22 protein-coding genes and 1 tRNA gene are annotated in these 25,554 nt (G+C 39.5%); 8 read left to right on the top strand and 15 right to left on the bottom strand.

All coding sequences use genetic code 11. The annotated features are described in order from the left end of the window. Positions 1–54: 54 nt before the first annotated feature. Positions 55–336: a GNAT family N-acetyltransferase gene (locus ACHWSC_RS19655; RefSeq protein ID WP_394677875.1), complete on the bottom strand. Its 282-nt coding sequence runs from the start codon at positions 334–336 to the stop codon at positions 55–57. A gap of 181 nt (positions 337–517) precedes the next feature. Here ACHWSC_RS19655 and ACHWSC_RS19660 point away from each other — a divergent pair, with 181 nt between their 5' ends. After that, a complete protein-coding gene (locus ACHWSC_RS19660; RefSeq protein WP_244294275.1) occupies positions 518–1,978 on the top strand; it encodes an exonuclease domain-containing protein in 1,461 nt (486 codons plus the stop codon). Positions 1,979–2,537: 559 nt separating this feature from the next. On the opposite strand, the gene ACHWSC_RS19665 is transcribed toward ACHWSC_RS19660, so the two are convergent. The 6 genes from ACHWSC_RS19665 to ACHWSC_RS19690 all read right to left on the bottom strand — a co-directional run bounded on the left by ACHWSC_RS19665 (position 2,538) and on the right by ACHWSC_RS19690 (position 11,282). After that, positions 2,538–3,659 carry an acyltransferase family protein gene (locus ACHWSC_RS19665; RefSeq protein ID WP_394677876.1) on the bottom strand — a complete coding sequence of 374 codons (1,122 nt, stop codon included), beginning with the start codon at positions 3,657–3,659 and terminating at the stop codon, positions 2,538–2,540. 68 nt (positions 3,660–3,727) lie between these two features. Continuing rightward, positions 3,728–5,278: a RagB/SusD family nutrient uptake outer membrane protein gene (locus ACHWSC_RS19670; protein ID WP_394677877.1), complete on the bottom strand. Its 1,551-nt coding sequence runs from the start codon at positions 5,276–5,278 to the stop codon at positions 3,728–3,730. Positions 5,279–5,296: 18 nt separating this feature from the next. After that, positions 5,297–8,566 carry a TonB-dependent receptor gene (locus ACHWSC_RS19675; protein WP_394677878.1) on the bottom strand — a complete coding sequence of 1,090 codons (3,270 nt, stop codon included), beginning with the start codon at positions 8,564–8,566 and terminating at the stop codon, positions 5,297–5,299. A gap of 35 nt (positions 8,567–8,601) precedes the next feature. Further along, positions 8,602–9,741 (bottom strand): FecR family protein, encoded by a 1,140-nt coding sequence (locus tag ACHWSC_RS19680; protein ID WP_394677879.1) that lies wholly within the window; start codon positions 9,739–9,741, stop codon positions 8,602–8,604. Between the two features lie 67 nt (positions 9,742–9,808). Further along, a complete protein-coding gene (locus ACHWSC_RS19685; protein ID WP_394677880.1) occupies positions 9,809–10,366 on the bottom strand; it encodes an RNA polymerase sigma-70 factor in 558 nt (185 codons plus the stop codon). Positions 10,367–10,577: 211 nt separating this feature from the next. Then, positions 10,578–11,282 carry a TIGR00730 family Rossman fold protein gene (locus tag ACHWSC_RS19690; protein WP_167512255.1) on the bottom strand — a complete coding sequence of 235 codons (705 nt, stop codon included), beginning with the start codon at positions 11,280–11,282 and terminating at the stop codon, positions 10,578–10,580. A gap of 115 nt (positions 11,283–11,397) precedes the next feature. Between ACHWSC_RS19690 and recR the strand changes: the two genes are divergently transcribed. Next, entirely contained in the window at positions 11,398–12,012 is a 615-nt protein-coding gene (recR, locus tag ACHWSC_RS19695; RefSeq protein ID WP_088161620.1) for a recombination mediator RecR, read from the top strand. Here recR and ACHWSC_RS19700 read toward each other — a convergent pair. Genes ACHWSC_RS19700 through ACHWSC_RS19710 form a run of 3 tightly spaced genes read right to left on the bottom strand, consistent with a single transcriptional unit; the run spans position 12,009 to position 14,172 of the window. Next, positions 12,009–13,205, bottom strand: coding sequence for an oxygenase MpaB family protein (locus tag ACHWSC_RS19700; protein WP_394677881.1), 1,197 nt, complete (start codon positions 13,203–13,205; stop codon positions 12,009–12,011). The two genes, recR and ACHWSC_RS19700, sit on opposite strands and share 4 nt — an antisense overlap. After that, positions 13,190–13,543 (bottom strand): hypothetical protein, encoded by a 354-nt coding sequence (locus tag ACHWSC_RS19705; protein ID WP_145326766.1) that lies wholly within the window; start codon positions 13,541–13,543, stop codon positions 13,190–13,192. Before ACHWSC_RS19705 ends, ACHWSC_RS19700 begins: the two co-directional genes overlap by 16 nt. A gap of 14 nt (positions 13,544–13,557) precedes the next feature. Beyond that, positions 13,558–14,172, bottom strand: coding sequence for a hypothetical protein (locus ACHWSC_RS19710; RefSeq protein WP_394677882.1), 615 nt, complete (start codon positions 14,170–14,172; stop codon positions 13,558–13,560). A gap of 390 nt (positions 14,173–14,562) precedes the next feature. Between ACHWSC_RS19710 and ACHWSC_RS19715 the strand changes: the two genes are divergently transcribed. Continuing rightward, a complete protein-coding gene (locus ACHWSC_RS19715; protein ID WP_394677883.1) occupies positions 14,563–15,414 on the top strand; it encodes an AraC family transcriptional regulator in 852 nt (283 codons plus the stop codon). A 76-nt stretch (positions 15,415–15,490) separates the two neighbouring features. Next, on the top strand, positions 15,491–16,744 hold the full coding sequence (locus ACHWSC_RS19720) for an amidohydrolase (protein WP_394677884.1): 1,254 nt from the start codon (positions 15,491–15,493) through the stop codon (positions 16,742–16,744). An 81-nt stretch (positions 16,745–16,825) separates the two neighbouring features. Here ACHWSC_RS19720 and ACHWSC_RS19725 read toward each other — a convergent pair whose 3' ends face one another. Further along, a complete protein-coding gene (locus tag ACHWSC_RS19725; protein ID WP_394677885.1) occupies positions 16,826–17,413 on the bottom strand; it encodes a hypothetical protein in 588 nt (195 codons plus the stop codon). A 547-nt stretch (positions 17,414–17,960) separates the two neighbouring features. Here ACHWSC_RS19725 and ACHWSC_RS19730 point away from each other — a divergent pair. The 3 genes from ACHWSC_RS19730 to ACHWSC_RS19740 all read left to right on the top strand — a co-directional run bounded on the left by ACHWSC_RS19730 (position 17,961) and on the right by ACHWSC_RS19740 (position 21,045). After that, positions 17,961–18,022: transfer RNA gene (locus ACHWSC_RS19730), tRNA-OTHER, on the top strand. Positions 18,023–18,425: 403 nt separating this feature from the next. Continuing rightward, complete coding sequence (locus tag ACHWSC_RS19735) at positions 18,426–19,520, top strand: slipin family protein (protein WP_394677886.1); 1,095 nt, start codon at positions 18,426–18,428, stop codon at positions 19,518–19,520. 103 nt (positions 19,521–19,623) lie between these two features. Beyond that, the gene (locus ACHWSC_RS19740; protein ID WP_394677887.1) at positions 19,624–21,045 is read left to right on the top strand and encodes an RtcB family protein; all 1,422 of its coding nucleotides are present in this window, start codon (positions 19,624–19,626) and stop codon (positions 21,043–21,045) included. Positions 21,046–21,126: 81 nt separating this feature from the next. On the opposite strand, the gene ACHWSC_RS19745 is transcribed toward ACHWSC_RS19740, so the two are convergent. The 4 genes from ACHWSC_RS19745 to ACHWSC_RS19760 form a co-directional block, all read right to left on the bottom strand. Continuing rightward, the gene (locus ACHWSC_RS19745; RefSeq protein WP_394677888.1) at positions 21,127–22,422 is read right to left on the bottom strand and encodes a chloride channel protein; all 1,296 of its coding nucleotides are present in this window, start codon (positions 22,420–22,422) and stop codon (positions 21,127–21,129) included. A 95-nt stretch (positions 22,423–22,517) separates the two neighbouring features. Continuing rightward, positions 22,518–22,976 carry a GyrI-like domain-containing protein gene (locus ACHWSC_RS19750; protein WP_201668332.1) on the bottom strand — a complete coding sequence of 153 codons (459 nt, stop codon included), beginning with the start codon at positions 22,974–22,976 and terminating at the stop codon, positions 22,518–22,520. A gap of 58 nt (positions 22,977–23,034) precedes the next feature. Beyond that, positions 23,035–23,892, bottom strand: a complete 858-nt coding sequence (locus ACHWSC_RS19755) for a DUF6265 family protein (RefSeq protein ID WP_394677889.1) — start codon at positions 23,890–23,892, stop codon at positions 23,035–23,037. Positions 23,893–23,927: 35 nt separating this feature from the next. Continuing rightward, positions 23,928–24,485 (bottom strand): DUF4256 domain-containing protein, encoded by a 558-nt coding sequence (locus ACHWSC_RS19760; protein WP_120334356.1) that lies wholly within the window; start codon positions 24,483–24,485, stop codon positions 23,928–23,930. A gap of 133 nt (positions 24,486–24,618) precedes the next feature. Here ACHWSC_RS19760 and ACHWSC_RS19765 point away from each other — a divergent pair, with 133 nt between their 5' ends. Next, positions 24,619–25,488: a DUF808 domain-containing protein gene (locus ACHWSC_RS19765; RefSeq protein ID WP_088161609.1), complete on the top strand. Its 870-nt coding sequence runs from the start codon at positions 24,619–24,621 to the stop codon at positions 25,486–25,488. Positions 25,489–25,554 lie beyond the last annotated feature (66 nt).

A 25,554-nucleotide genomic window follows, 5' to 3' on the forward strand; every position in this document is an offset into this window, starting at 1 on the left:
GGTTAGATACATTGCGACAGCAATCTAACCATCTTTTTTCACATTGGCGAGGTCTTAAAAAAGCACATCGGCTAATGCTGGATCCTTATCAAAAACTGATTTTGCAAAAGGACATAAAGGCATAATTTTTAAATTTTCTTGACGTGCATAAGTCACTGCCGCCATCAATAGCTGTTTACCTAGTCCTTTTCCTGCATATTCAGAATTTACTTCCGTGTGGTCTATAATGAATTTTGTAGGACCAGCCCAGGTATAGGTCATTTGTGCCACTGACTTTTCCTGATCGATAACCTCAAAGCTACCATGTTTATCGTCATTTTTTTGTATTACTTCCATGAGCATGAATTTAATTAAAGAAAAGTACAAAATAGACAAAATCCAGCAATATATAATATGAACAGTGATTTAGAAAAACAGCTATTTTTATCAGCTAGATTGTATAATTGGCTTCCGTGTTTTGTAAAATTGCGGTGACCCTTTTAAATAGCTAATATTTTTAGTATGTTTGCTTTGCGTTATGAGTGTAAATCAAAGCAAAAGACAAGAATTTGCCATTGTGGACATAGAGACTACAGGTGGCAATGCAAAATCGAGCAGGATCACAGAGGTTGCCATTGTTATTCATGATGGTAATCAGGTTTTGGAACGTTGGGAGACCTTGGTGAATCCAGGGAAAGAGATTCCGAATTCGATTTTTGCGCTTACGGGCATAGACAATGACATGGTGAAGGACGCTCCGTTATTTGATCAGGTAGCCGAGCACATTTATGAAATGCTCAAAGACCGTATTTTTGTTGCGCATAATGTAAATTTTGATTATTCATTCATTCGATTTCAGCTTCAGGAATCGGGTTTCGAGTGGTCGGCGATTAAATTGTGTACAGTACGCTATGCGCGAAAAATAAAGCCGGGATTATTGTCCTATAGTTTGGGACGCCTATGTGATTATCTAGATATCCCGATTGAAAATAGGCACCGTGCGGGTGGCGACGCTGATGCAACAGCCATTCTCTTTGCTTATTTGAAAGTGCTAGATACCGAACAGGTATTTCAGGATATGATTAAACATAAAGCGCTAGATCAACGTTTTCCACCGCATTTAAATCCCTTGGAGTATGAGCAATTGCCCAACGAGGCTGGAGTCTATTATTTTCACGACAAAGCTGGAAAAGTAATTTATGTTGGCAAGGCCGTCAATATAAAAAAAAGAGTATTATCTCATTTTACAGGGAATAATATTCAAGCGCAAAGGCAACATTTCTTAAAAGAAATTCATCATATAAGTTATGAGTGCTGCGGGACAGAGCTGATGTCATTGTTGTTGGAATGTGCTGAAATCAAAAAATTCTGGCCAAAATATAATAGAGCACTTAAACGGTATGAGCCTAAATTTGGTTTGTTCTCTTATGAAGATCAAAATGGCTATCTCCATCTGGCAATTGGGAAGACAACAAGGGGACAAGAATGTATTCAGTTGTTTCAGCGGGAATATGACGCTATACAGTTGTTGCAAAGCTTTATTCAGCAGGACGCTATTAATCCGCAATTTTGTCAGTTTGGGCACGCCAGTTTGTCTACGAAAGCTTTAAAGAAGACCGAATTGCCCGATCGAGACCTACACAATACCCGGGTGGAACGTTGTATCGAGGATTGGCTCAAACAGCAGCCATCCTTTGTATTGATCGATAAAGGACGTAATTCCGATGAAAAAAGCTGTATTGTCATTGAAAATGGTGTTTTTTATGGAATGGGATATATTGATCAATACGGCCAGTATAGCAGGTTTGAAGATATAAAAGGACAAGTTAAAAGATATCAGAGCAATCACTACATGATGGAATTGGTCAAAATGGCAGCAGAAAGACAACCCGCTAAAATACATTTCTTAACAAAATCAAAGATTTTACCTGATGTTGCGGCAGAACCTGATTTCTCTTATGAAAAATTGGCTCCGAATAGCCTCTTTAATTTCTTTTAACAGTATATTTTCTATTCTTATTTTGGAAATGTCTTGCGTTTAGTCATTTCAATCTCAGTAATCTGTTAAAGAAATGTGAAATAGTAATTTATGCGCGATTTTGGTCCAATAGTTGAAATATTCTTTGTGTAGAATATTAAAAAAAGACTTTTCATAATTTAGGTTAATAATTGGTTAGTTAAAACCTGGGGCTCCCAACCTCAGGTTTTCTTTTTTTTATATTTCCGGACAAGAATTTTAAGCGAAGTATGACTTCTATTATGATTATTCAAAATAAATTAGCGTTTTTTTTTATTTAAATATGTGTTTCAATTTGCTGTTTTTCAGGAGATTGCCTTTTGTCCCCCCTTTGTCCCCCTGAGTTTTTTCTCTGTGTAGTTAGTTTAAGCTACTTTAGTGTCAGCATACTGTAATAGCGAAATAGTAAAACAAAGATGGGGCGTTTTCTAAAAGTAGCTGCGGTATATCTTATCCATATCTTTATATATAAAAAGGGCCTTGGCCCTTTTTTTTATTCCTATTATTCAGATTGCCTATTTTAAGCCAAATGGACCTTGACCTAGATTTTGATATAGATCTTTTTCTTCCGTAGGTAATATGCGATCAACCAATTCAAAGCGACAAAGAGTAGCGCAAAAAGGGCTGAGGATAACTGTTGATTCTGCCAGCTATCAAACAGGAAATGGTAGCTTAAGTTCCAAAGATTTTGAGCTGTATCCCCGATAAAAATAAAAGAACAAATCGTGGGGATTAAGCTGCTAAGACAATAGATAAATAATGTATTCTTACCGAAGTCGTCAAAGACAGTATAAATTATCCCTTTGATGTTTTGAAATTCGATAAGATAGATTAATATACCAAGAAAAGAAAGTGCAATTCCAGTGCTGAATACGGAGTAGCTGCTGGTCCAGATCTTCTTATTAATAGGAAAAACAAATGACCATAGATAGCCAATCAGGATAAAGGACAGACCTACGATAAATAGGTTCATCAGCGCCCTTTTTCCTGTCAGTTTTTGAATAATGTACTTTCCGGTAATATACCCGAATATCGTTTGACTGATGGCCGGTAATACGCTCCAGATATCCTCTGGGTCAAACGCTGTTCCCTCGCCGTGATAGAGGTGGGAGGCACCAAAGATTCGGATATCCAGTGCCGTTCCAAACCACCCCTCCAGACTATACGGATCTGTTGGATTACCACAATAGCAAATTAGCCAATAAACTAATAGGAGCAAGATACTAATAGTGGCCGCACCTTTGTCTCTAAAATAGTATAGTATAATCGCCGTACTGAAATAGCAGAGCGCAATACGCTGCAGCACCCCAAAATACCTATACTTGGCAAGGGGAATCCACTCGAGCTGGTGAAGACTATTCCATTCTACAAAAGGGAAAACATTTAAAAAGATGCCCAGCATAAAAAGGATGCCCGTTCTTTTCGCAACTTTTTGCCAATAGGCTGATGGAGCCTGTTGATCTATATTTTTTAAAGAAAATGCCATAGAGTTTCCGACAGCAAATAAGAAAAATGGAAATATAAGATCTGTAAACGTACATCCATGCCAGACGGAGTGTTCAAGTTGAGGAAATACATGATGATAGTTGCCGGGATTATTGACGAGAATCATAGCCGCAAGTGTAAACCCACGGAAAATATCCAGTGATTTAAAACGAGTCATAATAAAGTATATTAGTAAAAAAGGCTGTTCAAGGAATTAATCCTTTGAACAGCCTATGCTTGGTCTAATTAATAGCCTGGATTTTGAGTCAGGCTTGGGTTTGCCTGCAGTTCCAATAATGGTATTGGAAGGAGCAGGCTATTTTGGTTAAAATTATACTTAATCAACGTGGGGTTGCTCTGTTTGCCGTTATCGCATGTAAATTTTATTTCATTTAATTTATTCATTACATCTACCGTGACACCATAACGATTTAAATCATCCCAACGTTGACCTTCGAAAGCAAGTTCTAATCGCCGCTCGTTGAGAATAATGGCCTTTAGTGCACTGGAGCTGACACCGGATAAATCGGACAGCCCTGCGCGATGACGTATGACGTTAATGGTGTTTATTGCATCAGAAGTATTTCCCAAGGCGTTTTGAGCCTCTGCTTTAAGCAGAATAATGTCCGCAAGGCGCAAAAGGTAAAAATGATCGCCACTTTGGAAGCTGTTGGCATGTTTTTGCTTTACATTAAATGGGATTTCTGTATCGGCATCTCCACAAGGGTTCCAAAACTCATCTGCCCAAGGGACAGAGAAAAACCAGATGTTGGCATTCTTTCGTTCAGTGTCGCCAGCGTTGTCATAAGCTTCGACTAGATCTTTCGAAGGTGTGCCATACCGGCGCCATTCGTTTTCGTTGATTTGGCCATTTTCATCAAGATCCGGGAAAAAGAATGCGCCACCCCAACAGCTTAGATTGGGACTGCCGGCGATGTAGGGAATCTCTATGATGGATTCACTGTTATAGTTATGTTTACCGTCAAAAAGATCCGCATAGTTTTGGAGGAGCTGATAGCCACCTTTTCCAGTAATCACTGCATCGGCGTATTGCAATACCTTATTGTAATCGCGATCGGGGCGTTGTGCCCATATCTTGGTCAGCAAGGCATTTGCAGCACCTTTTGTAGCTCTAACCTTGTCAATAGAGGCTTGCCCAAATCCATCGGGAAGATTGTTTGCTGCCACTTGTAGATCCGAATCTATAAAATCATAAACCTCCTCTACAGTTGATCGCTTGATGCGTAATACTTCGGCATCTGTACTATTGGAGTGTTTTTCCAAGGGTACACCACCGTAAAGTTTGACCAATTGATAATAATGGAAGGCTCTTAAAAATGAAGCTTCTCCAAGAATTTGTTTGCGTCTTTCATCCGAAAAAGTAGGATCTGTGACTTTATCAACATTGTCGATAACGATATTGCATTTTGAGATTGCTCCATACAGTTCTTCCCAATCCCTGCGTACCATTTCATTGGTATTTGTGATGGTATTATAGTCAATTTGTGCAAAATCTATTTCGCCACCACCAGCAGCGTGTGCATTGTCCGAACGGATATCGGTCTGTAAAATCATTTCCCATTGATAATAATTGGCATTGCTTCCTGGGCGGGTACCATTGCCTATAAAAGAATTATAGGCCCCGTTTAATGCTTTCTCAATATTGTCTCCGGTGAGATAGGCATTTTCACTCGTTACTGTGGAGGTAGGCTGAAGATCTAAAAACTTTTTGCAGGAATTTAGAGCAAGAGAAGCCAATAAGACGATGGCTAATGACGTATATCTAGTTGATTTCATTGTTTGTAAGCTAAAAGGTTAAAAAGTTAGGTTTAAACCAACAATAAAGGTGCGTGCCTGCGGCGAAGTACCAAAATCGATGCCCGGCGCCATATTGGAGCTCACGGTTTCCTGGTTCGTTCCCCCATACATGCTTACCTCAGGATCTAAACCTGAGTATTTTGTGAATGTTAACAGATTCTCGCCGGTCACATAAAAACGGACCTTATTGAGCTTCCATCTTTCAAGCACTTGTTTAGGTAGGGTATAGGCCAAGGTCATCGATTTTACTCTGAGGTAGGAACCTTTTTCTACAAAACGGGAAGAAATCTGTGAATTATAGTTGTCGTCTGTATTGTTTAGATCCGGACGCGGCATAGTACTATTTTTGTTATTGACTGTCCATCTGTTTAACACGGCAGCACTTTGGTTTCTCGGTTCCCACATACCTTCGGTATAAATACGTGTCGCATTAAGGATATCATTTCCCTGTACACCCTGTAAGAAAAAAGAAAAGCTGAAGTTCTTATAACTAAAATCATTTGTCATGCCATAAGAGAATTTTGGTGTAGCATTACCAATGATAGCCATATCACTTGTTTGGAGACCTGCTTCAGGATCGGCCATCTGATAGATCATATCTCCGGTGTCTGGATTGACGCCTTTCGCGACATAGCCCCAGAATGATCCCAATGCAACCCCTTCTTTTGCAATCGTACTATTGCCACGGCCATCAATATTTCCGTCATAGTAGGTTCCGCCATCAATATTCAGTACTTTATTGCGATTGAGCCCAAAGGTCACTGTTGTATTCCATTTGAAATCGTGAACGAAATTTCGGCTACTCAATTCGAATTCGAAACCTCTATTCTGTAGGTCGCCGAGGTTCTTCAACGCAGTTCTATAACCGGAACTATAAGGAACTCTTGAGTTGAGAAGTAGGCCTACAGTCCTTTTTGCATAATAATCTGCACCAAATATCAATCTAGAATTAAAGAAACTGGCATCCACACCAATGTCGGTCTGGTTTGTTGTTTCCCATTTTAGATTGGGGTTGTCCAAGGTAGAAGGTGTATACCCCGGTACAACCTGATCCCCGATATTGTAAGATCCCGTGACGTCAACTAAACCAAGATAGGAAAAGGCCGGGATTTGGCTATTTCCAACCTTACCCCAACTAGCGCGTATTTTCAAATCGTTTACTGTGTTTTTCAGGGAACTGAAGAAATCTTCATTGGATAAACGCCAGCCGGCAGAGAAAGAAGGGAAGTACCCCCAACGGTTATTAGGCCCAAATACAGATGACGCGTCAGCTCTCAGATTTGCTGTAAATAAATACTTGTCGTTATAATCATAACCGATTTTTGCAATGCCGGAGACAGTGGATACAGCAGCATCTATCGCTGTTGGCATCGCCGTAATCATTGAACCTCCATTGACGGTGTGAATTGCTGGATTAGCAAAATTCTGGGTAGCGATATTTGAGATTGTTGTTTGTGTTTTAGTGGTAATATAACCTAGTAAACCTGTGAAGTGGTGCTTGTCACTAAAAGTTCTGTCATAGTTTAATGTATTTTCGGACATCCAATACTGATTGTCCTGCTGCTGGAGCGTCGCCATCCCTTTATATTTTCTACCCTCTGTCGTGCGGAACGGATCCACAAAAGTGCGGTACTGGTTGTTAAATTTCTCATACCCAAACAGCGATTTGAATTTTAGTCCCGGTAGGATATTAGCCTCCACAAAAGCATTTCCTGTAAATCTGTTGTTGATATAGCTGTGCTCGTTGCCTGTTGCCAATGCAACGGGGTTGTCGAGATCCGTATAGAATGGATCTACTGTGAAAGCCCCTTTATCACCGTATATGCCGATGACTGGAGAGCCCAGGTAAGCATTCATGATGACTCCATTTCGGGAGTTCTCGTTAATGTCCACATCGTACCAACGGTTGTAAGATAAGCTTGTTCCAACTTTAAAGATTTTATTGATCTGATGATCCAAATTAACCTTAAAATTGACCTTGTTTACTGTATTTGTGATGACCGTACCATTATCTTTTTGATAAGATCCAGAAATGTAAAACCCTGTCTTTTCATCTCCACCGCGTACTGAAGCCTGGTATTTTTGGCTGTGGCCGGTGCGGAATAACTGATCTGGCCAGTTCGTATCAGCGGTATATTTCGACCAATCCAAGGCTTCTCCCATCTCAGTCATTAATTCTCTATACTGTACCGCATTTAGAACGCTAGGCTTTTTTCTGATGGCGGAAAATCCTTGATAGGTTTCGAAATTTACCTGTGTCTTACCGTTTGTTCCTCTTTTGGTCGTAATCAACACAACGCCATTTGCTCCAGAAGATCCATAGACAGCGGCAGAAGCAGCATCTTTTAGTACAGAAATACTTTGAATATCTGATGGATTGAGCTCCGATATATTTTCAGTAGGAACACCATCTACAATGTATAATGGATTGCTACCTGCAGTAATTGTTGAGGTTCCGCGAACACGAATGGAGAAGCCAGCTTGAGGTTGTCCGGAGGATTTTACAATTTCTACCCCCGCCATTTTACCTTCCATGGCACTCGCCAATTGGGTTACAGGGCGATCTTCAATATCTTTTGTACTCATGGTTGCAATGGCTCCCGTGATGTCCTTTTTCTTCTGTGTTCCAAAACCCACCACAACGATCTGTTCCAGTTGATTGTTGGCAGTTTTCATCTGCACGTTGAGGAAGCTATTGGGGCCTACCGTACTACTGATAGTCTCATAACCTATCGAACTGAAGCTGAGTTGATGTGTAGAGGTCGCTTCAATCGAGAATTCACCTTTACTGTCTGTTTCCGTTTGTCTACCTGTTGTTGTATTGCGGATTGTGACCCCTGTTAATGCCTTACCATCGACATCGGAAACGCGTCCTTTGACAAGCTGTTGTACATTGATCGTGTTTCTTAAGGGCATATCATCTGTTTTCCTTTTTAGGACAATGGTGTTGTTGACAATTTTATAAGAATACGATAGCTCTTTCAGGTTGTCATCCAGAATTTCAACAATAGAACCATCTTTATGGTTTATTCGGATTTTTTGGTTATCATTAATCTGTGAGTTATCGTACAGAAACACATAAGAACTCTGACGCTCGATCTCTTTAGCAAACTTTGCCAAAGTATATTCCTTGTCTTGTAACTTGATTTTAGTTTGGTTTACATTTGCCATCGCCAAATTTGCATGGGAAACGCATTGGATAGCAAGTAAAGCAGCAAATAGTTTTGCCTTTTTACCAGTCCCTTGGATGGTTTTAAGTTTATACATAATTAATTGGGTAAGTTTGTTTTATATTAAATAATTTAGAGTTCAACTTCAATTTTATTGTTTTGCAATCGACATTTTATATCCAGGAAGTTGAGGGTCTCAACCAGTTGCTGGGCCGTTGAATTACGTTTTATTTTTCCTGTCAGTTCACGCTTTTCATTTGTTCCTTTATAGACAATATCTACATTATACCAGCGTTTTATGGCGGCGAGTGCATCTTTTATTGGTGTCGATTCAAAATAGAAAAAGCCATTTTTCCAGGCCATTGCTTCTTCGATATTGGCTTCTGCTACGATAAGATTCCCACCTGAGGTAAATGCTGCTTGACCAGGTTTCAGCATTTTTGACTTGCCGAATTGCGAGACTTGTACAGAGCCCGCTATAAGTGTGGTTTTATTGTTTTCATTTGGATAGGAGCGTACATTAAAATGGGTTCCGAATACGCGAATGGTTTGTTCATTGGATCGCACATAGAATGGTCGCTTACTATCGTGGCTGACTTCAAAATAGGCTTCACCAGATAATTTTACTTCACGGCTATTCGACGCAAAAGATTCAGGAAATGTCAGCACGGAGCCAGCGTTTAGCCACACCTTACTACCATCGGCCAAAATTATCGTATACTCTGTTCCAATTGGCGTTTCAATGGTATTGGTACGGCTAGCAGCGGTATTCTTACTGGCTGTAAATTGATATTGCACGATTCCGGAAGCAGTTGTAACAACTTTCACCTGTTCATCCTGATGGAGAACGCTCTGTTGGTGGGCAGAAAGATCAATTTTAGTTCCATCGGCTAAAGTTAATACGGCTGCTTTAATGCCCGGATGAACTTGCTGTTGCGTCTTCACGGCTACCTGCGGGGTATCTCCGGTTGTTCTTTTAACAAGGTAAAGGGGCAATATAAATAACAGTGCCAAAGCAGCAGCTATTCCACTCAATTTCACCCATTGTGGAATTCGCTTGATTTTTGACGCTTGGATTTCCTGCTTGATATGTAAGAATAACAGCTCTTTGAGTTGTTGTTCATCTGTTGCGAGCTCCTCGGGGATAGGGAGAGGTTCGCCATTACTTGTTTCATACCATTGTTGCAGTTCGGCTTCTTCTTCAGGGGTACATGTGCCTTGAAGCCATTTATAAGCCAATTGCTTTATCCGGAATTGATTATGATCAACCATATTTAGGGGTTATTTATATATAGAGTCCCTAAATTGGGCTGATACCCTGACAAGAAGAGAAAAAAAATTACAAAGTAACCAGAAAGCGCTGAATACCAGTGCGTATTTTTTTTAGGGCACGGCTCAATTGGGTTTCGACAGTTTTCACAGAGATGTTCATACTTTCAGCGATCTGTTTATAGGAGAGTCCTTCTTCGCGGGATAATTTGAAAACAAGTTGACATTTTTCAGGCAGCTCCGAAACAAGCTGATCTAGCCGAACACGAAGCTCTTCAAACTGAAGCCAATTTTCCGTCGAGTTGTCAAAATCCACCCATTCCGTATCATGCTTAAAAGCTTCCTGTTTGTATTGTTGTGCGAGATATTTAAATACTTTGTATTTAACGGCCACAGCGAGGTAGGAGGCGAGATTGCTTTCAATTTGGAGTTGATGGCGTCTCAGCCAAAGTGAAGTAAAGATATTTTGTACAATTTCCTGCGCATCTTCCAGTGAATTTGTTTTGCGGGCAGCTTGGTAGTAAAGCTTTTTCCAATAGCGATCGTACAAAGCTTCGAACGCTAAGCTATCGTCTTGTTGAATCAACACGATCAACTCTTCATCTGAACGGCCTCCAAAATCTCTCATGCAAGACTATAATTTGTTTTTCTATGGTTATACGACGTGAAATGCTAAATGCGCTATAAATGTAGGGACTAAATTATGAATAATGCAACTTTAATATATAAAAGCTGGCTTTAAGCAGCTAAACGCATATTTTGCAAAGGAAAGCGGCTTCGAATAGACAAAAAAAAGAGTACCTGAATCAACAGGTACTCCTTTTTTGAAGTGGTGCTTCTTAGAAGTTTGGTTTCAACAAGTATTTATCGTAGAATCGGAAAATATGATCAGCTGCTTCCTCGGCAGTATCCACAATTCGAAATAGTTTTAAATCCTCTTCACTGATATATTTGTTTGAAATCATTGTATTTTGAACCCAGTCCATTAATCCTTTCCAATATTCAGAGCCGACCAATACGATTGGAAAACGTGCAATTTTACCGGTTTGAATCAGTGTGATCGCTTCAAAAAGTTCGTCCATGGTTCCGAAACCTCCAGGCATAACAATATACCCTTGAGAATACTTCATAAACATGACCTTTCTGACGAAAAAGTACTTAAATTCAAGCAATTTGTCGCGGTCAATATATTTATTGTGAAATTGCTCGAATGGCAATTCAATGTTTAGACCAACAGACTTACCTCCAGATTCGTAGGCGCCCTTATTGGCTGCCTCCATAATACCCGGTCCACCACCGGAGATAATACCATAACCGCGTTCCGTCAATAAGCTAGCAATATCTACCGCCATTTGATAATATTTGTGTTCGCGTGGAGTACGTGCTGATCCAAATATTGAAACACAGGGGCCAATTTTTGCCAATTTCTCAAACCCATCCACAAACTCTGACATCACTTTAAAAATCTGCCATGAGTCCTTTACTTTAATTTCCTGCCATGTTTTGTTTTCAAATGCGCGGATAATTTTATCTTCTTTTGTAATGTCCATATATAACGTTATACATTTAATTTCTAAAACCTAATTTTTCAAAAAGGAATACAATATAGCTATTTTTTTAATACTAGCTACTTTTTCTGATTATTCTTACATTTGCATTATGAATTTTTCTTCTAAACTTCTCGAGAACGCAGTTGCCGAATTTGGAAAATTACCTGGCGTGGGACAAAAGACGGCATTAAGACTGGTTTTGCATCTGTTGAAGCAGTCCGATGCAGATGTAGCGCGTTTTACGGCCTCTATCGATCGCTTGAAAGAAGATATTCAATATTGCCAAGAATGTTTCAATATTTCTGACCACAGTATATGTGAGATATGCGCCTCATTCAAACGCGATAAAAGTTTGATCTGTGTTGTAGAAGACACGCGAGACGTGATGGCCATCGAAAATACAAATTCCTATCAAGGGGTATATCATGTATTGGGAGGATTAATTTCGCCAATGGACGGTATTGGCCCTGCTGATCTAAAAATCGAAGGGTTAATTAATCGAATCCAGAGAGGTGAGGTAGAAGAAGTTATTTTGGCCCTTTCAGCAACAATGGAAGGGGATACCACCATTTTTTATTTATACCGTAAATTGCGTGAGTTTGATGTAAAAATTACAACGATTGCCCGCGGTATAGCCTTTGGTGGTGAGCTGGAATATGTCGATGAGCTGACCCTGGGACGCTCCATTGCGACACGGGTGCCTTACGAGCGCAACGTTGGTTAATTGTATTTCAGATAGATTTGTTTCACGCCTTCGTGTACTTTTCTTCCTTTGTCAATTTGTTGTTGTCGCCATATGCTGTCGGTAATCATACGATTTGCTTTTTTATTTTTTAAGATATTCACATAAGCAATTTTACCGAGTACCGTCTTCTTTAAACCCAATAGTGAACAGGAATAGTCTCCCAATAGATAATGATTGTAGTAGAGATGAATTTCGCGCATGAGCTTTCGTCCCCATTTGTTTGTGGGGTATGCTGCTTTAATGGGCTCTTCCATAAGCGCTTTTGCTAAAGCTAAACTATCCTGATCTCCTGATTGTTGTGTCATGGTCCAATAATACAAAGCTTCAATAGCTTGCTCCTCTGTGTCGGGGAGAAGTTGCATTGGAATACCCAGCAATGTTCCGATAAATTTCCAGACATGGAATAAACCTTCAATCTCGTTTTTCAATACATTGAATTTCATGCGTTTTAGTCCCGTTAGGTAAACAAGAGAAAATCCGAGATTGGTTGCAAGCATATCCCATGTATTTAATGGAATGCCCCATTTTTCTGTTTGCCACTGACCCTGCTTTAGGATGTTTAATCGCGCATACGAATGGATACATCGGGTGAGTAGAATGGCCTCTATGCCAATATTACCCTTTTTCAGTGCATCATCGCCTGTGATATCAACCCAAAAGGTTACCGTTTCGGTGAGCCGTTTTACGGCACCTTTTTTTAGTGCTCCCGTAAAGATTAAGGGTTTATTGATCGCACTGGATTCATAGCCTCCCATGAGGACATAGTCCCGTAACACAATAAGTCCTGATAAACCAGAGCGTTGACTGAGCCCAATGCCTTGTTCTATTTTATCCCAATCTAACCAAGAAGGGCTGAGATCTAATGTATTTAAAAAATTCAGCAATACATGTTCGTATGCTGCATCAATAGGCTCGCCTGCAAGTGCATCTTTAAGCAGTTGTTGACCTTGATGGAAACCAATTTTTAGGTGTAGCTGCTCGACAAGTTGGTCGCAGCTATTGTCAAATTGATAGAGTAAAGGAGTAAATTGATCGGCAGCAGCGATGGAAAGTTTCGTCGGCAATTTGCGAAGCAATTCGACACCAAGACCCTTTGACCAATAAAAAGAAAATGAACTTGTATTAACTTGATAACGTTCGGGTACTCGCATATCTTCTATTGAATTGTCCAAACGGTATAACTTCCAGTTAGTGTGATACTATCATTTGATTTATTAAACTTAAAATCTATATAATCCATTTGACACGATGAGAGATCACTACAACAAAATTGACGATCAATTTTAAAATGAAGTCTAAAAGAACCTTCGGTACTATTTGTATAAAAAGTCAATCCACTTATGCTAAAGTCACTTAAATGCGGTGCGCCATCTTTATCTTCCAATTGCTCGATAACGTAATCATTGATTTCTTGCTGATGTTTGTCGATGAATGGTATAAGATCTTGATTGCTGAATGGTATGATTAAATCGTCTTTTTTTAGTTGGATTCTGATGTTAATTTCTGTCATCTTATTATGCTGTACTAATAAAGATCTCTCCAGTTTGGAATATATAAACTGAAAATTGCTTCTGTTTCTTTTTGCGTCTTATGAGCAAATTTACAGAAAGCCTTTAGAATAATTAGATTGATGTGTTCTTTTTCGAAATCAATGAGTCGATTTGAAAAATGAAATCCACCTTCAACGATTCTAAAATCGTTTTTGGATAATTTATGGATGGTTACTTTAGCTACATCATATATATCCAACTGTTCTTCCCAATAAGCAATCTGCTTGATTATTTCATGATAGAGTAATTCCTGACTCCATTTGTGCAGTAATTTCAATGTATTCGTGCTCTTCTTTTGATATACACATATACTTGTAGCTGTCAGTTCAACGGTTGCTAGCGTTGTGGAAGGATAGATTTTGACCAAATAAGGTTTTCCAAATAGGTAGTAGGGATTTTCTAGATAGGAATAGGATATACCTTCCGATTTACTTTCTGGCGGGTTTAACTTGATGTATTCTTTAAGGAAAGCAACATCGCAATGTGCCGGAGCATGTACACGATAGGGTGATGAACTACCCGAAATTTGGATATAATCTTTATTCCAGGGAACTATTTCATAAAATATACGACCGATTTCGATTTGCATTTCTCGATTTTAAATTAGATTTGGGGCGTCGGCATTCAATATCGCTTGACACCCTAGCAGCCGCGTTAAAGTAACATTTTTTTGTATTAAACAATAGTTATAATCGTAACAATTTTCTTTTATACAAAGAGTCCAAACAATAAGAGTTTCGTTTGAACAAATTATGGACTAGGAGTAACCAACTTCGGACTGTAAGCAGTATGTCTGTACGATGCATCCATAGTAAATGCACTTAAAAAAGGTGGACTCAACGTGGACTTACTGTGGACTCACTGTGCTTGCAGGACGAAGTTGGTCATAAGTTAGTCGTAATTTGTAGCATTGTTACCAGCTCTCACTAGCTTTTGTTTTTTGTTTTAATATTTAGATACTATCTTTGGAATACTGTTTATGTATCAACCCAACGACCATTTTCCAATATTAGACCTGCAGAAATTTCAGGAAGGGATTATCGCTGACCGCGATTTGCTTTTTCATGAGCTCATTGGCCCTAGAGAAATTAGTGAACCGCACAAACACGATTTTTTTATCCTTTTATTGTTTCAGGAGTCTGTAGGCACACATACAATAGATTTTGACCGTTTTGTACTAGGCGCAAATCAGTTACATCTGGTTTTTCCGGGACAGGTACATCAGTGGCAGATGGCTGATCCTACCTATGCACTGCAGCTCATGATCAGTAGGCGTTGGTTTGAAAGTTTATTACCTGCGTTGCGATTTCCTATTTCTTATTATCTTAAGCATTTGGTCATTGATCTTTCAACGACCAATTTTCAGTCGTTATTGACAGAATTCAAGGCAATTGCAAATGATTTGCAGGATGGTGAGATCCTATGGGAATTGATTTACGCACGGGTCAAAGTAATTACGTTTCTGATCAGCAAGATCGTTCAGGATAATTATGATGATTATGAACAATATCAGGCTAATCCAATTATGGCAAAATTTGTGCAGCTTATCGATGAATGGTATAAAAGTGAAAAATCAGTCGCTTTTTATGCCGAGAAGCTAAATATTTCGGCAAATTATCTGAATGTGTTAAGTAATCGGGTTTTACAGAAATCAGCTTCATTTTTGATCCAGGAACGTGTGTTACTGGAAGCAAAGCGGTTGCTTAAAATTTCGGATAAAACGATCAAAGCTATTGTCTTTGATTTAGGGTTTTACGATAATGCAAGCTTTAGCAAGTTTTTTAAAAGCCATACGAATATGACGCCAAGCCAGTTTAAAGCGCAGCCATAATATCTACACAAGCTGTGATAATTCGTACAAAGATCATTGTCTCAAATCACTTAGCTTTGGTAAAAATGATATAGGTATGAATGAGATCAATCAGAATCAAGAGACATATTTGTTGAAGAATGTGTTGTTAGAAACAGGCTTTCTTTATGAGCATGAGGAAATTGTTGCTACAAAAACAGCATTGTTTGACATTCAAATTGAGGCAAATAAAATAAAAAATATTGAGCAAGCGCAATCGGTAGCGAATGGAAAAGCTTTTGATGTGAAAGGTAAATTGGCATTGCCACCATTCCGTGACATGCATATTCATTTGGATAAAACATTATACGGCCTGCCCTGGAAGGCGGTATTTCCAAAAAATAGAACTGTAAAAGATATGATTGCCAAGGAACAGGTGATTATCCCCGAGTTGTTGAAAACCTCTGTCGAACGGGCCGAAAAGTTAATCGCGCTTTTACAGGGCTACGGAACAAATTTTGCACGTACGCATTTTAATGTAGATCCAACATCGGGAACAAAGTCATTGGAGCATTTGTTACAGGCGCTGGAACATTTAAAATATTCATTTGCTGCAGAACTGGTTGCATTCCCTCAGCACGGTCTATTCTACACAGCATCAGCGAAGCTGATGGAGGAAGTCGCTAAATGGGGGCAGGTAGATTTTATTGGTGGTTTGGATCCCTTTAGTATTGACGGCAGTATTGAGAAACCGATGGACTTGACAGTTCAACTTGCATTGGATAATAACAAGGGAATCGATATCCACTTGCATGAGGGTGGGGAATCAGGTGTTAAGACCATACATTATTTGATTGATAAAGCATTGGAAAATCCGGCATTGCAGGGACGTACATTTATCAGTCATGCTTTCGCCTTAGGCTACATGCCGAAAAAGGACTTAGCACATACGGCCGAACGATTGGCAGAAGCGAAAGTTGGTATCTGCAGTTCGGTTCCTTTTCGCAATATGTTGATGCCATTTCGGGAATTGAAAAAAGCGGGAGTGGAAGTTTTCGTAGGAAACGACAATGTTCAGGACCATTGGGGTACTTTCGGTAGTGGTAATATGCTTCAAAAAGCCAATCTGGCTGCGGAATTATATGGTTATGAAACTGAATTCGAGTTATCCCGTTGCCTTCGTTATGCGACCAATGGCAAAATTCCGCTTGATGATCAAGGGAATTCCGTATGGCCGAAAGTTGGAGATGATGCTAGCCTCCTTTTTGTCGATGCGAGTTGTTCTGCAGAAGCAGTTTCTCGCATCTCAACTGTCTATGGGCTTATCCATCAGGGAAATGTGGTCAAATGGAACAATAGTTCCCAAGCTTAATTGAAAGTAGCAAATAATCATAAATTGAAAATGCCAATTTATCATCTAGAAAATTGGCATTTTCAATGCTGGGGATAACGTTTAGCGTAGGAAAGTCGTCTTGCAATAATCTATTTTATAAGAACCTTGCTCATTGACCAATTGAACTTCATTTTTTGTTCGGATATCATTACCGTAATCAATAAATACGATAAATTTGCTTTCAGTTACTTTGTCGATTTTGACATCCTTGATATCCAATGCGTCGTCATTACCTCTTCCAAATAACCAGGTTTCCTCCGTATATAAGGTGTAGATTTTTCCCCATTTGGCCTTGTAAGCTGCCTCAGCTTTGGGTAGTTCTTCATCTGTGAGGTTGGAGGGCCCGTAAATTTCATTCGCATCTTTTAAAAAGGCTTGGAATCGCTTGGTACATAATGCGTCCTCTTTATCCAGATAGTAACAATATTTTCCAGATGCGGAACCTGTACATTGAAAAATTCCTTTCAGCCAAGCTTCTGCTTGCTGATTCTGACCCACTGCCGTGTCTTGCTTTGCTGTCCTTGTGCTGTCTTTGAATGGTATTTGCTTTGCAGGATGATTTGCAGTAGCGCTTTTATGGTCTTGCGCTGAATTTTTACAGCTTGCTAACATGCAAAACAGCCCTATTGTTGCATATAAACTTTTCATTTTTTGATATCGTCTTAATATTGGAATAAAATTAGGATATAAATCGGATAACATGATCACGGATTACCACTATATTCAACAGAATATTCATCAAAAAATCTAATTTTCCGTTTTTTTTGAAATAATGCAGCGGGCCACAAGTCTACCGTGTCGATTTAAGACGCAATGAATTTGCGCAGTTCAGGACTCTTAATCTTTTTTTACACCAATCATTTATTTTTACTACCTGTATATCAGCACTATATAGTTTTACATGAGTTTTTCTTATTTATTTTTATTGTTACGCAAATTCCCTGCGTATTAAACCTGCGATATTTGTAATGTCAACAATGACAAACGTTCTTTGATGGAAATTATAGCGAAAAGCTTTAAGATATATACTTTATTATGAAGTATAAAAGAGCCTTTCTTCTTCAGATGGCATCCTGGTCACCTGTTTCAGTATAGCAGGTTAGTATTGTTCTCTATGAGCTTCAATATACTGATAAAACGAGAAGTTGAAAGGAAAGTGCTCGTGTTAGAGGTTCGAATCCTCTCCTGTAAAAAAGGTAGCTCAAGGGTAGAGCAAAGCAGTTAGTTGTGGGTCGTAGGTTCGATTCCTACTCCTGAGCAATCAGGATAGTTCAGTCTGGTTAGAATAACAACACAATTGTGTGGGTTCGAATCCCACTTCCATTTTCGGATGGAATAGCATAAGGGTATTGCATCGAACTGTCCATTCGGACATTCAAAGTTAAGACTTTCTTCAAAAAGGTCGTTTGGTAGAAGCTTGCTATCTTTTATCCTGCTTATACGCTGTTTTCATGCGATTGAGCAATTGATTGATGGCCTGAGATTCCTAAGTGAGGTATCTGCGTTTATAATAAAACGTCATGACAATAAGATGGGGTATTTGTTCATCGGCTTTTGATTTTAAAAAAGGGTACCTGGACTTTCGAATCCCGCTTGAGGTCAAGGGATAAAAAATAGCAGGTTTTATAATAGAAATGAGGAAAATTTAAAAGAATATACAATGAAAAGAGTACAGATAACTACAGACGAAATCGGATTGGTTGTTAAGAAGAATGCGGTGATCCGTGTTTTGAAATCCGGTAACTACTGGTTGGGATTTGGTGAAAAACTGGAGAAGTACACGACTACTCATCCATTTCCTTCCGGTCGCAATGTCGATGTACTGTTGCAGTTGACAGGTTTTTCCGAATTGGTCGATATCGTAGAAGTAGGTGATACGGAGATCTGTCTTGTTTTTTTGAATGGTAATTTTGAAAAGACGTTAGCATCTGGCAGACATGTTTTTTGGAAGGAATTGCGCGAACGCAGATTTCAATTGGAAGACATTACGGAGATTGAGATCCCTGCAGCTGTTAATCGTCAATTGCTGGAGAAGCAGAGCTTAGGCTATTATGTACGTCAATATAAAATTGAACCAAATGAGAAAGCATTGCTTTTTGTGGACGGTGTGTTTGTAGATATTTTGAAGTCGGGAACGTATTGTTGGTGGAAGAATGCAAAAACCATAGCGATTTCAAAAGCTGATATGAGAGTCTTGACGTTGGAGGTGGCGGGACAGGAGATCTTGTCCAAAGATAAGGCACAGATCAGAATCAATTTCACGCTGCAATATCAGATTGTGGATATTGTCAAAGCGCTATTGGATAATAAAGAATATGAAAAGCAATTGTATTCGTTGATGCAGTTGACCTTACGGTCCTATATTGGCCAGATGACTTTGGACGAGTTGATGGAGCGAAAGACCGAAATACAGGGCTATGTCTTAGAAAATACATTGCCACAAGTCGCGGGCTTGGGCATAACACTGTTGACCTGTGGCGTTAAAGATGTTATTTTACCAGGAGATGTGCGGGACATCATGAACCAGGTGTTGATTGCAGAGAAGAGGGCGCAGGCAAATAGCATCATGCGTCGTGAAGAGACTGCTTCAACACGGAGTTTGTTGAATACCGCGAAGCTGATGGAAGAAAACAGTATGTTGTTTAAATTGAAGGAAATGGAATATGTCGAAAAGATTGCTGAAAAGATCAATACGATTTCGGTTTCCGGAAATGGACAGATTGTTGATCAGCTTAAGCAATTGTTTGTGAAATAAAAGATTAATAAGTTGAAAGAGGTGCGGGTAGCAACGTAAAGAGATGTTGTTACCTGCTTTGGAAAAGTTGTATGGCTGCTCCATCAAAAAAGAACGTAAAAAAATGGAAAATAAGAGAATAAATGGCAATGATTTAATTGCATTAGGATATAAAGAGAATCATTCCTTGGGCGTGGCATTAAAGATCAATAGTAAAAGACACGGTTTTACGCGGTTAGAAATGCTCGAAAAGTTCAAGTCTGTCCTGGAAGATCCGACCGGGTATTCAGAAGATGCTGTTTTCGGAATTTTGGCCCATGCCATACTTGGACAAGAGGCTGTTGATAAGTCGTTAATTGCATTGAACGAGACTCCGGCGGAATATACGATCTATGGCGCATCTGAAATCGAAACCGGGGCAAAAGTACAGATGAATATCGCTATGAAATTGCCTGTTTCAGTTGCCGGAGCGCTGATGCCAGATGCACATCAAGGATATGGGTTGCCAATTGGTGGAGTACTGGCGACTACTAATGCGGTGATTCCTTACGGCGTCGGTGTCGATATTGGCTGTCGTATGGCTTTGTCGATCTTTGATTTGCCAGCCTCATTTTTGGAAGAGAATTTAATGACCTTGAAAGACATTATTCTGCGTAATAGTAAGTTTGGTGCTGGCAATGGATATTTGAGACATGAACGTGTAGATCATGCTGTATTGGATAACGAATTGTTCACTGAGAACAGCTTCCTTTCCGCATTGAAGGATAAGGCCTGGACGCAATTGGGATCTTCAGGTGGGGGGAATCATTTTGTGGAGTTTGGTATAGTCGAATTTGAAGAAAGAGATGAGGTTTTGAACATTGATAGCGGAGCCTATTTAGGCTTACTGACCCATTCAGGTTCAAGAGGAATGGGCGCTACCATTGCGGCACATTATACAAAATTAGCCAAATCCTTGTGTAAGTTGCCTTACCAAGCGGAAAATCTGGCCTATCTGGACCTAGACAGCCATGAAGGGCAAGAATATTGGCTAGCGATGAATCTCGCCGGCGATTATGCATCAGCTTGCCATGAAGTGATCCATGAAAAGATTACGTTGGCTTTAGGGGCCGAATTGTTGGCGAAGGTTGAAAATCACCACAATTTTGCATGGAAGGAAACGTGGAATGGTCAAGAGGTTATTGTCCATCGAAAAGGTGCTACGCCAGCTGCAAAAGGGGTTATGGGGATTATTCCAGGCTCCATGGCTACACCAGGATTTTTGGTTCGTGGAAAAGGGGAGTCGAATGCGATACAATCGGCATCTCATGGGGCAGGTCGACTGATGAGCCGTACGCAAGCGATTAAAACGTTATCTTCCCATGATCTCCATTCGATGCTTAAAGATAAAGGTATTATGTTGCTTGGGGCAGGGATGGATGAAGCGCCGATGGCCTATAAAGACATCCATACCGTAATGGCTTCACAAAAAGATCTTGTTGATGTCGTGGCAAAGTTTTCGCCCAAGTTAGTCCGTATGGCAGATGATGGGAGCAGGGAAGATTAAATCATGAAAAAAGCGCCTCAAATGTATTTGAGGCGCTTTTTTATTGTGATTTGATCATGTTTTGTTGATCAATGCGTGAGATTAAAATGGTTTGGCTGTCGCCACTTCCTTATAGGTGTATACATTATAAGGATATAGTTTTTTTGCCAGCACTTTCGCAATAAAACTGCTGATGAGTAGCGGTGCTAGTAATAAATAGCCTGAAGGAACAAGGCTTGCAATAATAAAGATTGCCGTAAATGGTGCGTGTATAGCCGCAGAAAGCATTGCTGCAGCACCAAAAAGAGCAAAATTTATCACCACCAATTGTGTGCCTAGGTAATGATTACAAAGCTGTGCAAACAAGACGCCTAACAATGCACCTGTAACAATACTTGGGGCAAAAACTCCGCCATCACCACCTGCACCTAAAGTCAAAGAGGCTACAAAAGGTTTTAAGAGAACAAGCAGGATCAGCGGAAGAAAGTACAGTAAATTAACAGAATCATGCAGACTGCTTTTTAGAATTTCTCCGAGACCATGATAGCTGTCGCCATACAGTGCCGGCAAGAAAAAGATAAACGTCCCAACGGTGATTGCGCCCAAGTTGACTCGGATAAAATTACTTTTTATGCCTGCAAAATAGGATTTTGCATAAATAACAATTTTAGTAAAATATAACGCTAAGATCCCGCCAATCAGTCCTAAAATAGCGACAAAAGGGATCGCCTGCCATCGCCATACTTTTACCTCAAATGTAAATAAAGGACTTGCGTCAAGGTAATAAACAAATACGGACGCCACAGCCATTGAAGTTAGTCCACTAATGAGTAAAGTCTTATTATATCTCCGTGCAATTACCTCAAAAGCGAAAAGAAAACCACCCAATGCGCTTCCAAACAACAGTGTGACTCCAGCAATTACGCCTGCGCAGATCAACTCGGTTTTGTAGGCCCAAGCCGGATGTAATGTTTTATACGCTTGGTTACCGACTGTGGCTGTGGCAACAACTGTGGAGACTTCAACACCGGTTGAGCCACCAAAAATTACAGTTAGAAAACCATTGATATAATGTGATGGAATCTTAAAAAAAGGCAAATGGTCTTTTCTTGTTTCCAATGTTGTATAGATTTCTTTGATCCCTTTGTTTTTTCTGTTTTGAAAAGCGTATTTCCGTAAGAAATAAATAGCTGTAATACCTATGCTGGGTAGAATAATAAACAGTTTAGGATTCCAGGAAGATACTCTTTCAAACAATTCTTCCTGTACATAACCAGTGCTGTGCTTGAGACTGTATGCCAATAAGCAACAAATGATACTGACAAGAGCTGAACTTCCAATTAATTTTAAATAGCTATATCGAACAACTTTTTTTCTGTATGTCGTATTGCCTTGCATAATGTTTTTCTTTAAATCGGCACAAAGGTAAGTGTTATTTAGTTTAAAATAAATGATAAATAGCTTACGACATACTTTTTGTTACGATAGCGGGCCTACTGGATACCGATGAAAATATCCACTTTTGCGTCTTTCGGATTTTGGGCTTTTTCGCCATATATTTCGAAGTCTGCGGCATACGTTCTTGGTAAATCCGAACTCCATATCTTTTGCCAAGTTTCATAAACGATCCCATCTTCTAAACTTCCTTCTGCAGTAAAGTGTTGGTAATGATTTTCAGCGATATGAATACCATCCAAGTCTTCGGGTACTTCTTCAAGATTGCTTACTTTACAGCCCAAGAAAGTGGTATAAGGTAAGGTGTGATCCTTTTCATATTCGGTATAGATACAGTAGAGTTCGCTGGATATCTTGTTGGGAATACGGCTTAATACATCTTCTTTAAAAAAGCGGGCCCAAAGTTCCGGAATGTCCTTAGCTGCCTGTCCATCTTGGTTGCTCGTACGGATGGCGAGGCCAATTATACTGAATGAAGGGATTGTTTGATTTTTCATGTCTTGTTTTCTGCAAAGTTAGATCGGCAAATGACAGCTGTATGTCACGAACAAACAGCTAATGTTGTTTTTTCCAGATTTTATCTACTTGGGACAGGTATTCTGCTAAAGCAGCTGAACCATACCAAGGGTAAAATGAAGCTTCTAAGAGACCATTCTTTATCGCTGGATCGTTTTCTAAAATATGCTTTGCCGCATCAATAGAAGCCATGTTATTTAAGATAAAAAGCCCCCGGAAGTTATTGTCATTTTTTCCAAACGGCCCAGCAACAATCAGTTGCCCATTTTTTACGAGAAGATTGATATTTTCCATGTGACCTTTGAAACATTCATTAATAAATTGTTTGTCTGTTGTTTTATTCTCGCCAGTTTTCAGGAGGACAAAGATGTAGGATTTCATTCCATAATCATCGGCTCCTAATTTTTTTGCGAGTTCCTGATCGTAATTTGGGTTCGCTACGGTCGTTGTGGGTACGATTTTAGTCGCATAAAAAGATCTGACTTTTCCCGATTTTCCTTCCACTGCAATATGAAGTCGGTTTGTAGCGACGCGTGTATATCGAATGTAATTAGGGAAATCATGGGCCTCATTGACAAAAGAATAGGTACTATCCTGATAATTTAGCTCAAAATTGACTTCTTTCCCATTGTTTTGTCCGATGACTAGTGCTGTATATATGATTTTATCCTTTATTTTGGTCAATTTTAGGTATTCACTGACTATCTTTTGGCCATTTTTCAACGCATAGGAAAGGCCTTTTAATTCATGTTCGTTTATACGATCCCATTGTTCGTATTCCTCTTTATTGTCAACCTTCCACGTCCCTTCTAAGAAAGAAGGAAAAGATACTTGTGAAAAAAGTGGTTGAGCAGCTCCCAAGCAAAAGAGTAGGGTAGCGATTAAAATTGTTTTCATATAGGTATTATATTTTGATGGTTAAGTGCTTTTATTTAAAGAAAAAGTATGGTACGAAAGCCCCGTGCCGCATAATAGGAGATCGCACCATTATGATAAGTGAAAACTTGGTTGTAACGTCTGTCTCCAAATAAGGCGCCACCAAGCTTACGAATATCCGCTGGAGTTTGTATCCAGCTGGAAGTTTTTAAATCAAATTCACCTAACATTTGGAGTTGGCGATATTGTTGTTCAGAAAGCAGCTCGGTCCCCATTTTTTTAGCTTCTTCGACAGCGCTTCCAATAGGCTTGTTTTCCTTCCTGTCATCTAAGGCTTTTTGGTCAAAACAGAGGCTTCTTCTTCCTTTGGGACTTTCTTCTGTACAATCCACAAAAGCATACTGCTTTTTGTTTGGATCAATAATAACAAGGTCGGGCTCGCCACCGCTCTTTTCCATTTGGAACAAACTCCATAATTTTTGGGGGCTTTCAAGCAATTTATGCACTACTTCGTCCCAGCTGAGCTGTGGGTGTCGTTTGGGGAATTTCTGAAACCTTTCTTTTAGCGTTTCAAGTAGCATTGACTGTTCCTCTTCTGTAAGCAAATTTTTCATAATGGTTGTCCTTGTGGTATTAAAATTACGTATTTAATTCAAATGTAATGTAGCTTGATATTGCAAATGGATTAAATTCCTTATTTCAAAATTGAATTAAATTTATATTTTTACGTTCAATTTTTATATAACTATGGCTTCAGGAATATTTGCAATTCTAGATGATATTGCAGCGTTGATGGATGATGTGGCAGTAGCGAGTAAAATCGCAACAAAAAAAACTGCTGGAATCTTAGGTGACGATTTAGCGGTTAATGCCGAGAAGGCGACTGGCTTTTTAGCTTCACGCGAGCTCCCGGTTTTATGGGCAATTACAAAGGGCTCACTGCTCAATAAGTTGATAATTGTACCAATAGCATTATTACTGAATGTCTTTTTTCCAATTGCCATCAAATATATTTTAATCTTGGGAGGTTTCTATCTTGCTTTTGAAGGTGTTGAGAAGATTATTGAATACCTGTTCCATCGCAAACATCCTACGGAGGAAACAAAAGTGGAGACTGTCGTTGCTGAAAACTCAGTTGCCGCTGAAAAAGCGAAGGTAAAATCGGCTATTACGACAGACTTTATTCTTTCTGTGGAAATCGTCATTATTGCTTTGGGAACCGTTCTGGGAAAAAGCTTATCCTTACAAATTATTACGGTTTCGGTTGTTGCTTTTTTGGCCACAGTCGGAGTCTATGGTATTGTAGCACTTATCGTTCGCATGGACGATGCAGGTTATAAATTAATTAAAACCTCCCGTGAAAAAGGTCCTGTTGCGAGCCTAGGTCGGTTTTTAGTCCGTGCGCTGCCCTTTGTTATCAAATTATTGGCCGTTGTAGGTACATTTGCTTTAATTCTGGTTTCAGGCGGAATATTTGCGCATTACATTGATTTCTTACACCATGCGCTACCAGCCCTGCCAGGAATGATAAAAGAGCTGTTGTTTGGCCTAGGAGGAGGTATTATCGTGGTGATTTTATTTACGATTGGCAAAAAGCTGTTTAAAAGGAAAAAATAAACTCCTATTGATCTTTGATGATCGGCAAGCGTATAACAAAAAAGGCAGCAGGTATATCTGCTGCCT

The sequence above is a fragment of the uncultured Sphingobacterium sp. genome, from assembly GCF_964277905.1.
GTDB classification, from domain to species: domain Bacteria; phylum Bacteroidota; class Bacteroidia; order Sphingobacteriales; family Sphingobacteriaceae; genus Sphingobacterium; species Sphingobacterium siyangense.